Raw genomic sequence first — 16,166 nt, 5'->3', positions numbered from 1 at the left:
AAAAATGTTTAAAGGAGCGTGACGTTAGAGATGGATTTGAGAGGAAAGAGTGTTGTGATTACGGGTGCGGGCAAAGGGATCGGCAAATCCTTAGCCATGGCACTAGCTAAGGAAGGTGCTAATTTGGGCCTGATCTCCAGAACTTCAGGCGATCTCGAAGCGTTAAAATCAGCTTTAACGGAAGTATACGACGTGAAAGTCAGCATTGCCGTAGCGGATATCGCTGTACGCGAAGAGGCTGAACGTGCGGTTGCTTACCTGCAAAATGAGCTAGGACCATTTGACGCATTGATTAACAATGCCGGAATTGCAAAATTCGGCACATTAGTAGAAATGGACCCCGCCGATTGGGAAAGCCATATCCAAGTCAATCTTTACGGGACCTATTATGTAACTCGCGCTGCGCTGCCAGCTATGATTGAGAAAAATGGTGGAAATATCATCAATATCTCTTCTACCGCCGGAGAGCGTGGCTTCGCGACAGGCTCGGCTTATTGCGCATCCAAGTTTGCACTGATGGGCATGACCGAAGCCCTCGCACAAGAGGTGCGTAAGCACAACATCCGCGTCGTAGCCTTGACTCCAAGCACTGTAAACACTGGACTAGCTTCCAACGCTGGACTTAAGATCGGTGACGAAGACCGCATGATGCAGCCTGAGGATGTAGCTGAATTGGCCTTAACAGCCTTGAAGCTCCCGGATCGTGTCTTCCTAAAAACAGCAGGACTCTGGACCACGAATCCGCAATAAAACAGAGCTGGCTGGTTCTACGCCAGCCGTACTTTGTGGAGAAGAAAACCTCAAGACTGCTCTTCTCCATCCTCTGATTACACTTTGTGCGATAGAATGCCTCTATACCTCGAATTCTGGATACTATTTGACGTTCGAATGACGTTCGAATAACGTTCGAATAACCGATAGTTGCACTTTGTACATCTATTCAGCGTAAAAAGAGGCTCCGTCACACTTTAATTGCACTCTGTGCAACTAAAAGTAGGAAATTCTCGACCATTGGCCAGATTCATCTAATTTAGTTGCAGAGAATACACTTATTGCTTCTTTTCTAACGAATCAGAGCTTTTAAGTGTATAAAGTGCAATTATATATTCAGCCTAATGTTTATGTATGGATATCACACTACTGAACGGAGGTTTTCCTAACATGCTGGTAGTCACAAATACTATTAAAGTTAAAGAAGGTCATGGTGAAGCCATTGCTCAACGTTTTGGAGGAAATAATGGTGTACAGGATATGCCAGGATTCGTCCGCATGGAGGTTTGGCAAGGAAGTGCCAAAGAAGGTGTTGAGGAATTAAAAATCTGTACCATGTGGGAGAATGAGGAGGCATTTAAAGGCTGGACCTCCAGTGACTCCTTCCGTCAATCACACCGCGGTGCTGGTGGGAATGAAGCCATTCTTGGTGCTTCGATCGACAAATATAAGCTGATGATCAGCCGAACACCTGGCACCAGCAATTAAGTGTAGAGATTGGACGACTAGTCCCAATAGCTATTCGTATAACTTACGTCTACAATTAACAAAAGTACGACTGCCGCGACAAAAACAACAGGGATACCCTAAGCCGATATGGCTTTGAGACATCCCTGTTGTTTTTTACAGTGTGTCGCTTATTGCTCACTAACATGAGGCAAAGCTTGCTCCACCTCTTGATGTTTCCCCGGCCAGAATGCCCACCGGCCAAAAAGTGTCGTAATAGCGGGCACAAGGAACGGACGAACTACGAAGGTATCAAGTAGGATACCTAGCGCGGTGATGATACCAAATTGCACAAGCACCTGAATCGGTAAGCTAGCTAATACAGCAAAAGTACCTGCCAGAATGAGGCCTGCCGAGGTAATTACTGAGCTGGTCTCATTCACGCCTTCCGCGATCGCCTGCTTAAGCGGCATGGTCTTACGCTTTTTCCAAATATTCGAGATCATAAAGATATTATAATCTTCTCCAAGTGCCACCAGGAATACAAAGGAATAGAGCGGGATCGCTCCTTGAATAGCATCTGCACCCATCACATAGTGAATGATAATCCAGCCTAAGCCAAGTGCAGAGAAGAAGGAGAGAATAACTGTTCCGACCAGATAAATAGTTGCCACTATCGAACGCAGATATATCAACAACAGCAAAGTGATCAACCCGATAACAACAGGGATAATCAGATCGGTGTCGCGATCTCCGATTTTTTTGGTATCATACTGAGTCGCTGTCTGACCACTTACCCACACATGATCTGAAGGACTCTCTACCCCTACATCAATCAGCGCTTGCTCTGCCGTTTCTAAAAGGGCTGGAATATGCCCCATCGCTTCAAGTGAATAAGGATTGTTCTTAAATTCGATATCAAAACCCAGAATATCCTTGTTCACAGCGCCCTGCTGCGGATCAGAAACCGTATCCACATACGTGAGCCCTCCGAGAATGACTTTAAGGTCCTCTCCACTCGCTTGCCCCTTAGTATTAATAATCAGTTTAGCGGGAGCTAGTTCGCCCGGTGAAAACTGCTTACCGATGAGGTCGAACCCTTCGCGGGACTCCATATTTTTAGGAAAAGAAGAGAGAATATCATACGTAAACTTGATTCCACTGGAGAATGAAGCCAGAATCCCCAGTCCGATAACGGTCACTCCTACGATAGCCCAAGGCCTGGAAACTACAAATCCGCCAATCCCTTTTTTATGGGAGACTTTAAGTTCTGGAACTGGTTTCCCTTTAGCCTTAGCCCGTTCAACCTCCATTTGCGGCGTGCGCGGAATGAATGGGAAGAACGAGGTCCGTCCGAAGATCGCCAAAAGTGCAGGTACAAGCGTTAAGCTAGCAATTCCCATAATGAAAATCGAAACACTGAACGGTATTGCAAAGCGATGATATGCTCCATACTTAGCCAGTAATAGCGCGAACAGTGCAAGCACAACGGTGAAACCACTCATTGCAATAGCCCCTGAAGAATCGGTAATGGAACGAAGCAGGGCACGAGTTTTGCTTTGCTCTATCTTCAGAAGCTGACGGAATCGCGAAATCAGGAACAAACAATAGTCCGTACCCGCACCGAACAACAGAACCGTCATGATGGAGACTGCCTGCGAATCCACGGTGATCCAGCCTTCTTGCGCCATTTTTCCAAGGATCGGGCTAGTAATACCATAAGCGAATCCAACAGCAATAAGCGGAATAAACGCCAAGATAGGCGAACGATAAATCACCAATAAGAACACCAGCACAAGCACAACCGTAGCAATCAGCAAGGAAACGTCTGCGTTCTGGAACAGTCCAGTAGCATCGATAGATATACCCACTGGACCCGTAACACGTAAGCTCAGGTCTTTTCCATCCGCCTTAGCAGTGGACGGATCTCCTCCGGTCTCCGTGTTTATGATCTTTTTCATTTCTGTCACAGCTTCGCCGAGCTGATCACTATCTGCCGTTTTATCAAAAAGCACCGGGGTTACCAGCGTACTAAGATCCTCGGATAACGAGGCCTGTAGTGCTTGTGGCGGCAGCTGTCCTAATGGAGGGACAAAATTCTGATGGGGCAATGGTTGCTGCTCCAACTTCTTGTACACAGCAGTGATATGTACTAAATCATCTTGTGAAAGCCCACCTTCTCTATGCCATACGAGCAGCGCAGGCACTCCGCTTCCACTAGGGAATTCCTGCTCTGCAATAGCTGCTGCCTGTACCGACTGTGCATCATCTGGGAGGTTAGGCGCATTATTAGCAACCTGAGAATTCACTGCAGGCCATAACAGGGTAAGTGCACCTACAAGCACTATCCACACGAGAAGAGTAATCCACTTCGTCTTTTTTCCTGCCACCCATTTTCCGTAGCCTGACATTCCCTTCATCCTCTCCTTTACCCTGCAGCCTTAGAAATGAGCCGCGGGTCATTTTTAATTCTATCATATATATGCTTTAATTTTTAATCAAACTTTTTTTATTTTTCCGAAAAATCAAAACACCTCACCACATATAAAATACCCCTCTCTTCACATTGAAAATCAGCAACATGTGAAAAGAGGGGTTTATGTTCTGCTTTTTTCTTTACTTCAATTTAGATTTAGCCTGCGTCCAAATCTCCTTCAGAGAACTGACTGTTATAGAGATCAGCATAGAATCCGCCTTGTGCCAGCAGCTCCTCATGGTTGCCCTTCTCGATTACACTACCTTGATTCATAACAAGGATAAGGTCGGCATCTCGAATCGTCGAAAGACGGTGGGCAATTACAAAGCTGGTTCTGTTTTGCATCAATGCCTTCATTGCTTTTTGAATCAACAATTCGGTCCGTGTATCGACACTGCTTGTTGCTTCATCAAGAATGAGGATCGATGGATCAGCCAGAATCGCACGGGCAATCGTGATCAGCTGCTTTTGTCCTTGTGAAATATTAGAAGCTTCTTCATTTAACACCGTATTATAGCCAAGCGGAAGTGTGCGGATAAAGTGATCGGCATGGGCAGCCTTGGCCGCACGCACCACATCAGCCTCTGAAGCACCTTCACGTCCGTAAGCAATGTTATCGCGGATCGTACCATTGAACAGCCAGGTATCCTGAAGCACCATACCAAATTTGCTGCGCAGGTCACTCCGTTTCATATTGGTAATATTGACGCCATCAATGATAATTTCCCCATCGTTCAGCTCGTAGAAGCGCATCAACAGGTTAATCAAAGTGGTTTTACCAGCACCGGTAGGACCGACAATCGCTATAGTCTGACCTGGACTAACCTCAATGTTCATGTCCTCAATCAGAATCGCATCTTCTTTATATCCGAATTTCACATGACGGAACTCAACGGAGCCTTCCGGAGTACCATCATCAAGCTTCGCAACTGTAGTAGTAACTTCCTTAACTTCCTCTTCTTCATCCAGAAGTTCGAATACCCGTTCTGCAGAAGCAATCGTGGATTGAATAATATTAGCAATATTAGCCGTTTGTGCAATCGGCTGGGTGAACTGACGGGAATACTGAATAAAGGCTTGAATATCCCCGACATCGATCATTTTTTTAGTAACAAAGATACCGCCGACTACACAAATCATTACATAACCCAAGTTACCAATAAACATCATGAGCGGCATAATCATACCGGACATGAATTGGGCACGCCAGCCAGAGTCGTAAAGCTTATCGTTAATTTCATCGAAATCCTTAAGGGACTGCGGTTCACGACCAAATGCTTTAATAATCCGGTGACCGGTATACATTTCCTCTACATGACCATTCAACTGACCAAGTGATTTCTGCTGGCCTACAAAATAAGTCTGCGAGCGCTTGGAGATAGCCATAATCACAACGAAGCTGAGTGGCAATGTAACAATTGTAATCAAAGTCAGCCATGGGCTGATGGTAAGCATCATTACGATGACACCGATAATGGTGACAATAGAAGTAATCAATTGAGTTAAGCTCTGCTGCAGCGTAGTACTGATGTTATCCACATCATTCGTAGCACGGCTTAGAATTTCCCCATGGGTACGGGAATCAAAATATTTCAAAGGCAAACGTTCCAGCTTGCTGTTGATTTGCTCACGCATGTCGTAGACGACCTTCTGAGCTACGCCAGCCATTACATACTGCTGGATATAGCTAAACAGAGCACTAAGCAAATACAGACCCGCAAGGATGATCAGGATATCATTAATGTATCCAAAATCAATGGAAGCTCCCTCAACACCCATTAATTTACCATAAGCACCTTCAAACAGTTTAGTTGTTGCTTTACCCATAACCTTAGGACTGAAAATACTGAACACCGTACTGGCAATAGCCATAACTAGAACGATGATTAATTGAACCATACGAGGTCTTAAATATTTAATCAGACGACGAAGTGTACCCTTAAAGTCTTTAGCCTTTTCTGCAGGCATCCGCATGCCAGGTCCGCCACCAGGTCCAGGACCTTTATGGGCGCGTGGAGCTGCAGGCTTATTGTTTTGTTCACTCATGCTATTTCCTCCTCTGACAGCTGCGAGGATACGATCTCGCGGTACACATCACTGCTCGCGAGCAGTTCACGGTGAGTGCCCATTCCGGCGATTTCACCCTCATCAATAACAATAATCCGGTCGGCATCCATAACGGTACTAACCCGTTGAGCTACGATTAGAACAGTGGATTCCGTGGTTTCATCTTTGAGTGCCGCGCGGAGCTTAGCATCTGTTTTGAAATCAAGCGCTGAGAAGCTGTCGTCAAACAGATAAACTTGAGGTTTTCTCACAAGCGCACGTGCAATGGACAACCGTTGTTTCTGACCGCCGGAGACATTACTACCGCCTTGAGCAATTTCCGAATCAAACCCATCTTTCATGGCTGAGACGAAATCGTAGGCCTGAGCTACCTTGGCTGCATGAATGATTTCTTCATCGGTAGCATCCTCTTTACCGTAGCGAATGTTTTCGTTAATCGTACCTGTGAACAATACCGCTTTTTGAGGGATGTAACCAATTTTGCTCCGTAGCTCTTCTTGTGTCATCTCACGTACATCTACTCCGTTCACACGTACAGCACCTTCGTTAACATCATAGAACCTTGGAATCAAACTGAGCAGGGTAGATTTACCTGAACCTGTACCACCGATAATCGCCGTAACTTCACCTGGACGAGCACTAAAGCTAATTTTCGAAAGTGCAGGTTGTTCCGCCCCAGGATAAGAAAAGGAAACATTATCGAATTCAACAAAACCACGCATATGATCGCGGCCGTCTTTTTTAGTAGCTTGAGCCGTTGTTTGCAATTCACTCTCTGATGGATCTGTGAACTCCGGCCGCATATCGAGCACTTCATTGATACGTAAGGCTGAAGCTGAAGCACGAGGAATCAGCACGAACATCATCGACACCATAATCAGGGAGAACATGATTTGCATCGCATATTGAATAAATGCCATCAGTGAGCCGACTTGTAAATCGCCATCGCCAATTCGAATCCCACCAAAGTAAAGAATTGCGATCATGGAAAAGTTCATAACAATCATCATAAGCGGCATCAAACCGGCCATGATTTTATTTACTTTGATCGCTGTGTCTGTCAGATCACGGTTAGCCTCGGAGAAGCGTTTATTCTCATGATCAATCCGGTTAAATGAACGGATAACACGGATACCCGTCAAATGTTCACGTAACACCAGATTTAATTTATCTAGCTTGATCTGTATCGCTTTAAACAGTGGTAATCCCTTCATTCCGATAAAGAAAATTGCGCCAACGAGTACCGGAATAACTACTACAAAGATCAATGATAATTTCGCATCTTCAGATACCGCCATGATGATACCACCAATCATCATCATCGGTGCACCGATCATCATACGCAGCATCATAGTAAGTACCGTCTGTACCTGCGTAATATCATTCGTTGTACGGGTAATTAAAGATGCGGTACCGAGTTTATCAAATTCATGCAGCGTGAAATTCTCTACATGGTTAAACACACGAGCACGGGTAAGTTTACCGAATCCTGCTGCCACTTTTGCCGATAAATAGCTGGCAATGACTGAACATATAGCCCCGCCCCCTGCAACTAAAAGCATGAAGCTACCTATTTTCCAAATAAAACTACGATCTCCCTGAACAATTCCTTTGTCGACGATGTCGGACATCAGCGTTGGGAGGTATAAGTCGCCCATGGACTGTAAGAACACAAGAATTAATACAGCACCAATAGCTACTCGAAATGGCTTCAGTTGTTTAAATAATTTAATCAAGCTTCTCATCTCCGTTCATTTGTAGCCTATCCCAATTAGGTGGTGGATTATCCTCAACAAAAGCATGTACCTTCAGCAATAGTTCTGTGAGCTGCTTAGTCTCTTTTTCACCTAAGTACTGTACGAGCTCACCCAGCATTGCATCTCTATATTGCTCTGCTCTTCGTGTGAGGTTTTTTCCACTCTCCGTCAATTTCACGCGTACGACTCTTCGGTCCGAAGGATCTGCGTGTCTTTCCACCATCTGTTTCGCCTCAAGACTATTAATCAATTGCGTAATAGTTGGAGGTGTGAATCCGAGGAGTCGGCTGATTTCAGATATCTTTAGACCCTCATCATCAGAATGATTCCATTTTTCAATGCATATCATTAAAGTCATCTCACTCGGCTTATGGCCTTCAACACCCTTTTGCCATTGGCCTTTATGCAGCCGTTTCATCGCCGCGAAAAGCCCGTGTGCGACTGAATTTTCAGTATTTTCTGTATTTCCTCCGTTTATCCCAATTTCTATCACCTCAAATTTAGTTAGGTCAGCTAATTATTAAACAATGTATTATTTAGGCTACCTAATTATATTTTCGGCACAACGCTTTGTCAAATTTTGAATACGGTATCAATTATTACGAAAAAGAAAACTCCCCAGCACAATGGCAAGGGAGTCCAATTTCATATATGTATTACTCTGTATTATAAGAATACTGAATAGATTGATTGAATCCTAGTACAGTGCTCCGTGCTCGTAAGTGGTGATACCTCCGCTGTTTCCAGAGCCAACTGGTCCAACAATAATGAAGCTAAACAATGCTAACACGCTGACCATCATCAATAGTGATTTTTTCATTTTTTCTCACCCCCTTTACTAATTCTCTATACCTATCCTGCTGAGTAACAGTAGCATAATCTCTGTTCGTCTCAAATAAAGTAACACAATTAATAAAGTCTTTTCCGTTATTCTGTCTTATGGCTAATTCCAAACACTGAATAATATAATCCACACCTATATTATATTGTTTAAGGTTTATACGATACATGGCTACTTGATAGTACAAACGATACAAGCGATCTACATTATTCGGTTCCTGGTATTGCTCAAACCTCTGCATCTCCCGCGAGAACCGTGTGAGCACACTTTCAGCAGAGAAGCCATAACGATTGGCAGAATCCATAATAGTGATAAGTCCTGCAAGTATCTCACCCGGATTATCTGCTAAAAAAGCAGTATATGAAGGCAAAACAGTTACATTACCCACCAACATCTCCAGTGTAAAGCTGTTCGCTTTTGCAAATAACCGAAAATGCTCTACAGCTTCTAGACCTTTCTCATCCAGCATTTCGAACCAGCCAAGTTCTGCATAACCTGCTGTATACTTCTTAGCTTCTTCATATTGACCTTGCTTGGTTAGTGAAATCGCTTTGAGTAGATATCCATGACCATAATACACAACGAGGGGACGTTCAGTACTAAGTTCTTCACGACGTCTGTCTTCCTTTGTTCGAATTTGCACACGATAAACAGCATTTGCCAAAGCTCTCAGCTCATCCGCAAATCCTTCCATTTGCTTCCATCTGCGTAGATCGAAACATAATTGTGTCAGCCTTAACAGTCCATCTAATTGCATGTTTTCTGGCAGACGGCCTCTAAAAGGCCCGAAGGTAATTACTCCGCGTAACTTCTCATCAGTATCGACAATTGCCTTAACTGACATAAAAATACGAAAATGACTGATTGCAAGGCGTTCAGAGTAACTATCAGATTCGTTTTCTGCTACAACCTTATAGAAAAACATGGATTCATCTATTTTACCTTTATTAAACAATTTTTCGGCTATCGAATAAACGATATCTAGCGATTTAGGATAGTCCAATAACTTGCTTAAGGTATCATCAATGCATTGTTGCTTGCCCAGTTCAGCACAGCGTATTAAAAAGGGCTCTACCCTGCGGCGTGAGACCTTCTCCTCATTGAAGCATTCATCTACATAAAGTGGATACAGCCATCCATCAGGAAAACCAAAGGCTTTAATGATTGCATCTATTTGTCCCAGGGACATAGGCTTCGGTGGATTCCCGTGCAGGATTGCACTGAGACTTCCTCGATTCAGACCACAAATTTTTGAAAATGAGGCGAGATTATGGCCGGAGCGGGACAGATTTTTCTCAATTTCTGAGCGTATAGTTGTTAACTTTCCCTCCACTCGGCACCCCCAAAGTTTGACTTGAAAAGATTCTATTAATTGACATTATAGGTGAAAGTTATGGATTGTACAACCAATAGATTGTACGACAAAAAGAGGAGCGTATTTCTCTCCTCTTTATCGGTTGGATCTTCGTAATAGTGTAATTCTATGGATGTATCGAAGTTTAATTTATGGTATTAGCGGCTTTTGAGCTTCAGCAGTAAGCTGTTGCACTCGCCTTGCGACTGCGCAAGTTCTCCATCATCTTATGTTGTGCCAGCAAAATATAACCGTCCAATCGCTCGCTTAGCTCTAGGACAGCATGGTCACTAAGACTCCGTTTCTCCGCGACTTCCAGCAATTCGCATCTAAGGCTCTCTATAGTCACAAACAGCTCATCTTCTCTGTAGTCTCTTCTATAAGCTTTCTCGGAAGAACCTTGATATAGTGTCACAACTCTCTCCTTCTCTCTATCAACATCTCCTCCTATCATAATCCATGATACCAAAAAACATATTTTCAAAAAAAAAGAAAAATTTGCAGAACATCCACAAAAAATAAAATAGTTATTATTTCTGATGTTCTATAGACTCGTAGGGAAGTCATTTGGGTATTGTTCTCTCAATAGACCCTTTGCAAAAGAAATCCATTCCCGTGCTGCAAAGGATAAATAACGATCTCTACGCCACGCCATAGCGAGCTGCCAAGGGATTACTGGATCTGTCAAAGGAATAACTACCAATCGTGAGCGGTCCATGTCGCGGCAAATGGTTTCCGGCAATAATGCGATTCCCATTCCCGCGGCGACCATCTTGCTGATTAAGTCCCATTGTGAACTCTCATATATAACCTTTGGCTGAAATCCAGCTTTTACACATTCCGTAATGATCCGATCATGCAGCGTAAAATCCTCTCGAAATAGCACGAACTCCTCTTCTGCCAGTTCACTTAGCGGAACAAGCTCTGCCTCGGCCAGCCGATGTCCCATAGGCAAAATAAGATTCAGCGTCTCTTCAACAAAGGTAAAACAATGAAGTTTGGCTGTATCTACAGGCAATACGACCATTCCAATGTCCAGTAGTCCGGTTTCTACATCTTCCTCCACTTTTTTGGCCCCATCCTCATGCAGACGAATCGTAACCTGTGGATATCGCTTATGAAATTGACCAATTACTGAAGGAAAAAAACTCGCGCCTACCATAGGAGGCAAACCGATACGGATGTGACCCTGCTCCAGATTCCGTAAGTTATCCAGTTCAGAAGACAAGCTGGCGAAAGACTCCACGATATTTTGCGCTTTGGTGAACAAAATTTCCCCTGCGTCTGTAAGCCTTACACTCTTCCCTTCACGGTAGAACAAGTCTGCCTCCAGTTCGACCTCCATATTCCGAATCATTTTACTGATCGTGGGCTGTGTTATATATAATGATTCAGCAGCTCTGGTAAAGCTTTTCATTCGTGCCGCTTGAACGAAATATTCTAATTGTCGGATATCCATTTATGTGCCCCCCTAATCCATAGACAAAAGGAATGTCATTTATTCGATCTATTCATTTTACCTATGAAAACAATTGATGTAAACTTTCATTATCATGAAAGGAGCGAAGCCTTATGAAAAAGATTGTTATAGGCTTGCTGCAGGTAGCGGGACTTATGTTATTCTCTTTACTTATCAACGCTTTGACCCCATTATTGCATATCCCTATTCCCGGAAGCATACTCGGAATGATTATATTGTTTCTCCTGCTTGAGTTCGGTGTCATTCGTCTAAATTGGGTAGAAGTGGGTGCTTCTTGGCTACTCGCCGAGCTCCTACTGTTCTTCATTCCATCTGCTATAGGTGTAATGAAATACGCTAATATTCTGGAAACGGATGGATTACGTATTCTTGCCGTTGTCGTCTTAGGCACATTTGTTGTGATGGCTAGTTCCGGATTACTTACCAGTAGAATTTATAAAGCGAAGGAGCGGAAAGAATCATGTTAAACGCTCTGCTATTCTTTGGTCTCACGGTCGCGGTGTATTTACTCGCGAAACGTATCTATGCTTCTACTGGTAAAGTCTACACCTCTCCATTAATCATCACACCAGTGATTATGATCATCTTTCTGCTTATAACAGGCATTACTTATGACTCATACAATGCGGGAGGAAAATGGCTGACGGATTTGCTGCAACCAGCAACCATGGCCTTTGCCATCCCTTTGCATAAGAACTTCAAGGTACTCAAAAAGCACGCCGCCGAAATTGCGGCAGGCGTGCTATCAGGGACGATAGTTGCGGTGATCTCTTCCATTCTGCTCGCCAAATGGCTGCATGTTAGCGGCGATCTGGCAGCAAGTCTGGTCCCGCGTTCGGTAACCACACCGATCGCTATGAGCATCTCGCAAAGTATCGGCGGTGTACCGAGTATCACAGCAGTCTTCGTCATTATTACCGGGATACTGGGTACAATGATGGGCCCTACTGTACTTCGTATCTTCCGCATTGAGAATGAAATTGCGCGCGGTGTATCGCTGGGAACCGCTGCACATGGTACAGGAACATCCAAAGCCTTCGAGCTTAGTTCACTGACCGGAACCATCTCCAGTATTGCGATGATTCTGTCCGCGCTGTTATCTATAGGTGTGGCGCCAGCTTTGCTCGCCATATTCCTCCACTAGGCTAACCCAGCTTGGGCCAAGGGCATGTCACTTTAGTACATCTAAAGTAGCATGTCCTTTTTCTATGAATCGAACCTTAGAACTTAACAGGCAACCCGCTTTGCGCTGAATCGTAGGCCGCACAGGTGACTTTGAGGGTTTTGTATCCATCCTCATAGTCGCATAAAATGCGCGAGCGATCCCCCGTCCGTACAGCATGTATGAAGGCTTCACTTTCTACTAAATATGGGTTTCCTGTATTCTCAAATTCGGTACTATTGCCGCTTCGCACTTCCAAGAGACGATCCGGGTTCCAGTCCAATAGTCCCCGATCATTATAGAAGCTTAGACCTACACTGCCCACCTCATCAGGTAAAACGCATGTATTTGAAATATTAGCAATAATTCCATTTTCAAGCTTCAGGGATACGGTACCTACATCTGCCACGCTCACACCTTCATGCTGCTCATGCATAATCCGGTTTCCGAACATGCCGTAGACTTCCTTTACTTCTCCGGCTAGATAGCGCACCAAATCGACGATATGTGTAGTTTGCTCTGTGAATTGTCCTCCGGATTGCTTCTGATCACGCCACCAAGCTACGCCTGGCATGCCGCCCATCCATTGCCCCATAATCATACCAACCTTGTCACCACGCAAAGTTTCTTTCAGACGCTTAATGTTCTCCTGATAGCGTAAATGATATCCTACCGAGGTTAACAAATGATGTTCTTTAATATCCTGAAGTAGGCTTGCGGGAATTTCAGTAGTCATACTAAGCGGTTTTTCTATAAAAAAGGGAATATCCCTCTTGATTAATGATCGTTCGATCGCACCATGAGATTGTGGAGGCACACAAATATAAACAGCATCGAGCTTCTCCGCATCCAGCATCTCTGTAATATCACCATATCCAGCAGCATCGTATGGTCGTGCCATATCTTCGCCTTTAGCCTTACTGCTTCCGCAGACCGCCTGCAAACGGACATCATCCATCTCTGCCAGTAAATCAGCATGTACCTTAGAGAACCAACCCGTACCCACAATACCCACTTTTAATGTCATACTTTTTCCTCCTGCCGATTGATTATGAATACCTTTTCATAGATTATACCCTCTTATGAGCGGATAAGATAATCTCTCCATTCTTCGGGAAGCAAATGCATATAAGGACGCTGCAAAAAGCGATCATCCGCAAGCACAATAATGCCTGTATCTGTCTCACTTCGAATCAGCCTGCCTCCAGCTTGCAATACCTTGCACATTCCCGGGTAGACATAAGCATAATCAAAGCCGTTTTTACCTCTGGCATTAAAATACTGACGCAGTAGATTACGCTCAAGACCAAGCTGTGGCAGGCCAACACCAACAACCATCACCCCGTTGAGACGGTCTCCTGGCAAATCTACACCTTCCGAAAAAATCCCTCCGAGTACAGCAAAGCCTAACAACGTCTCGTCATTATCTGGACGAAAGGATGCTAAAAAAATCTCTCTAGCCTGCTCACTCATGCCTGTATCCTGCATCAAAGTCCGTACTTCGGGGTAATTCTCCGTAAAGGCCTGATATACGTTTTGTAAATAGAGATATGAAGGAAAAAAGACCAGATAATTGCCCTTCTTTGAAACCATTTGATGCAATGCCTGAGTTAACGGGATGAGAGAAGCTTCCCGGTCATGATAACGTGTGGAGACAGGCAGCACGGTCACCTCCCATTGCTCCTTCTGAAAAGGAGATGAGACCGTTAAACTGTAATCTTCCTCCACCGCACCAATCATATCCCGATAATACGATAATGGAGAAAGCGTAGCAGAGAACAGAATCTGACTTCGAAAGCTCTTAGACATTTGCCCCAGCAAATGCGATGGATCCAAATTAAATAACTTCAAATACACATCACCGCGCCGGACCTCAGCATAGGTTATGTAGCGTTCATCATAGGTCTTAAAGGTGCGAAGCATCCCTTGAACTGCAAAATAGGTATCCAGGAGAACATTTTCTCCTTCTCCATTCTGAGGAACAATGCTGGCGCTAGGGTGAATAAGTTCCTGTTCCGCCTCCAAAGAAAATATCTCAAGCAAGGCTGGCAGCTCCTCCGGGAATGAGGCCCACTGCCCTTGCCCCTCTTCATTACAAATTTTGCGAAGGGAGATGAAAAAAGCATTCACCGATTTACCTGCAGCACTCAAATTACGGTTTACTTCCTTGTACTGACGCTGGATTTCTAGAAAGGGGGCCTTCAGCAAAGAGGCAGAGAACATCTCTCGTCCCCGGTCTACCAGATTATGCGCTTCATCTACTAGAAGCACCGTTTCTCTCTTTCTCTCCTCCGTTAGCCGTTTCAGGCTGATCCGAGGATCATATATATAATTGTAATCGCAGATCACCGCATCACAGGCATAGGCTGCATCCAGCGAGAACTCAAACGGGCACACTTTATGTTTGTGAGCATACAGTGCTAGGGTGTCTCTGCTCATCAGCGTCTCATGCTCTAACAGATCCATTACTGCATCATTAATCCGATCATAATAGCCATCCGCATAGGGACAGGAATCTTTACCGCAAATCCCTTCATCATGAAAACAGCTCTTTTCTTTAGCAGTAAGTGTGATGACATGCAGCTGAAGTCCCTGTGTCAGCAGTAGAGAAATGGCTTCCTGCGCGGCAAAACGGGTAACCGTCTTAGCCGTTAAATAGAACAATCCTTTAGCTTGTCCTTCGCCCATTGCTTTAAGGACCGGGAACAGCGTTGACATTGTTTTCCCAATACCTGTGGGCGCCTGAGCGAACAGACTGACCTTTTCTACGATGGATTTGTATACCGCTCCGGCAAAATGGCGTTGTCCCTTTCGATAAGAAGGAAACGGGAATTGTAACTCTCGAAGGCTCTGCTCCTTCTTAGCCTCATGACGAACCATCATCTCAGCGTACGGAGCATATCTGGCTACAGTATCATTAGCAAATGAGATCAGTTCATCTAAAGACAACGTTCGGTACAAGCTTTTTTGCTCATCAGTAGCCCGGTGGACATAGGTAAGCTTTACTTGAATAGAAGAAAGCTCCTGCTCCAGCGATACCATATATGCGTACATCAGCGCCTGAGCCCAATGAACCTCATGTCCCTCTTCCAGCATATCCAGCAGTCCGGAGGTTGATTTGATTTCTTCGACCGTTAGGCTCCCATCCTCCGAAACAAGCAGTCCATCACAGCGTCCATCTACTATATAGAGTAAGGTACCATAAGGGATCTCAGTTTTCAGATAGACCTCTTTGCGGTCGCCCTCCTTATATTGCTTTTGGATTTTCTGATGTATTCGTGTTCCTTCAACCATGGAGGAAGTACCATGAAATCCAGGCTCAATACTACCGCTGCGAAAAACATACTCGACGAGCGTTCTAACGGATAGGGTTACAGTACGATCCAACTATTCTAGCCTCCCTTAATTATCCATATATTCTTTTTGTTCCCAATGTCTATTTCGGTCCTTTAATCGCTGTATATCCCCATAGGATAGCATAAACATCATCTTTCACCCATGCGTGTTTAACTTTACGCACTCCACAAAGCTTATACTTACGCTTTCGGTTTTTGACTTTCTTCTGCTAGCCCTGCATAATAAATTTTATTAC

13 protein-coding genes are annotated in these 16,166 nt (G+C 44.4%); 4 read left to right on the top strand and 9 right to left on the bottom strand.

The features are described from left to right. Nucleotides 1-30 precede the first annotated feature (30 nt). Together CA600_RS19085 and CA600_RS19080 are read left to right on the top strand one after the other, a co-directional pair. Entirely contained in the window at nt 31-750 is a 720-nt protein-coding gene (locus CA600_RS19085) for a 3-ketoacyl-ACP reductase (protein ID WP_094872075.1), read from the top strand. A 411-nt stretch (nt 751-1,161) separates the two neighbouring features. Then, nucleotides 1,162-1,479 (top strand): antibiotic biosynthesis monooxygenase, encoded by a 318-nt coding sequence (locus CA600_RS19080; protein WP_042131428.1) that lies wholly within the window; start codon nt 1,162-1,164, stop codon nt 1,477-1,479. 149 nt (nt 1,480-1,628) lie between these two features. Here the strand turns inward: CA600_RS19080 and CA600_RS19075 are convergent, their stop codons facing one another. The 7 genes from CA600_RS19075 to cidR all read right to left on the bottom strand — a co-directional run bounded on the left by CA600_RS19075 (nt 1,629) and on the right by cidR (nt 11,391). Further along, on the bottom strand, nt 1,629-3,857 hold the full coding sequence (locus CA600_RS19075; RefSeq protein ID WP_094872074.1) for an MMPL family transporter: 2,229 nt from the start codon (nt 3,855-3,857) through the stop codon (nt 1,629-1,631). 212 nt (nt 3,858-4,069) lie between these two features. Beyond that, nucleotides 4,070-5,959, bottom strand: coding sequence for an ABC transporter ATP-binding protein (locus CA600_RS19070; RefSeq protein ID WP_094872073.1), 1,890 nt, complete (start codon nt 5,957-5,959; stop codon nt 4,070-4,072). Continuing rightward, nucleotides 5,956-7,716, bottom strand: a complete 1,761-nt coding sequence (locus tag CA600_RS19065) for an ABC transporter ATP-binding protein (protein ID WP_094872072.1) — start codon at nt 7,714-7,716, stop codon at nt 5,956-5,958. Before CA600_RS19065 ends, CA600_RS19070 begins: the two co-directional genes overlap by 4 nt. Further along, nucleotides 7,709-8,155 (bottom strand): MarR family winged helix-turn-helix transcriptional regulator, encoded by a 447-nt coding sequence (locus CA600_RS19060; RefSeq protein ID WP_094872070.1) that lies wholly within the window; start codon nt 8,153-8,155, stop codon nt 7,709-7,711. The genes CA600_RS19065 and CA600_RS19060 overlap by 8 nt, the downstream gene beginning before the upstream one ends. A 355-nt stretch (nt 8,156-8,510) precedes the next feature. Then, nucleotides 8,511-9,911: a DNA-binding protein gene (locus CA600_RS19055; protein WP_094872068.1), complete on the bottom strand. Its 1,401-nt coding sequence runs from the start codon at nt 9,909-9,911 to the stop codon at nt 8,511-8,513. Between the two features lie 196 nt (nt 9,912-10,107). Next, nucleotides 10,108-10,347: an aspartyl-phosphate phosphatase Spo0E family protein gene (locus CA600_RS19050; RefSeq protein WP_256989909.1), complete on the bottom strand. Its 240-nt coding sequence runs from the start codon at nt 10,345-10,347 to the stop codon at nt 10,108-10,110. A gap of 129 nt (nt 10,348-10,476) precedes the next feature. Next, a complete protein-coding gene (gene cidR / locus CA600_RS19045) occupies nt 10,477-11,391 on the bottom strand; it encodes a cidABC operon transcriptional activator CidR (protein WP_094872065.1) in 915 nt (304 codons plus the stop codon). Between the two features lie 113 nt (nt 11,392-11,504). Between cidR and CA600_RS19040 the strand changes: the two genes are divergently transcribed. Both CA600_RS19040 and CA600_RS19035 read left to right on the top strand, forming a co-directional pair. Beyond that, nucleotides 11,505-11,879, top strand: coding sequence for a CidA/LrgA family protein (locus CA600_RS19040; protein WP_094872063.1), 375 nt, complete (start codon nt 11,505-11,507; stop codon nt 11,877-11,879). Then, entirely contained in the window at nt 11,873-12,556 is a 684-nt protein-coding gene (locus CA600_RS19035; RefSeq protein ID WP_042192587.1) for a CidB/LrgB family autolysis modulator, read from the top strand. Before CA600_RS19040 ends, CA600_RS19035 begins: the two co-directional genes overlap by 7 nt. Before the next feature lie 76 nt (nt 12,557-12,632). Here CA600_RS19035 and CA600_RS19030 read toward each other — a convergent pair whose 3' ends face one another. Next, nucleotides 12,633-13,601, bottom strand: coding sequence for a Gfo/Idh/MocA family protein (locus CA600_RS19030; protein ID WP_094872062.1), 969 nt, complete (start codon nt 13,599-13,601; stop codon nt 12,633-12,635). Between the two features lie 53 nt (nt 13,602-13,654). Continuing rightward, complete coding sequence (locus CA600_RS19025; RefSeq protein ID WP_179281664.1) at nt 13,655-15,961, bottom strand: helicase C-terminal domain-containing protein; 2,307 nt, start codon at nt 15,959-15,961, stop codon at nt 13,655-13,657. Nucleotides 15,962-16,166: the final 205 nt, after the last annotated feature.

The organism is Paenibacillus sp. VTT E-133280 (assembly GCF_002264385.1).
In the GTDB taxonomy this organism is placed as follows: domain Bacteria; phylum Bacillota; class Bacilli; order Paenibacillales; family Paenibacillaceae; genus Paenibacillus_AQ; species Paenibacillus_AQ nitricinens.
Note: the sequence above shows the minus strand (reverse complement) of the source record. Positions and strands in the feature narration are given on the sequence as shown.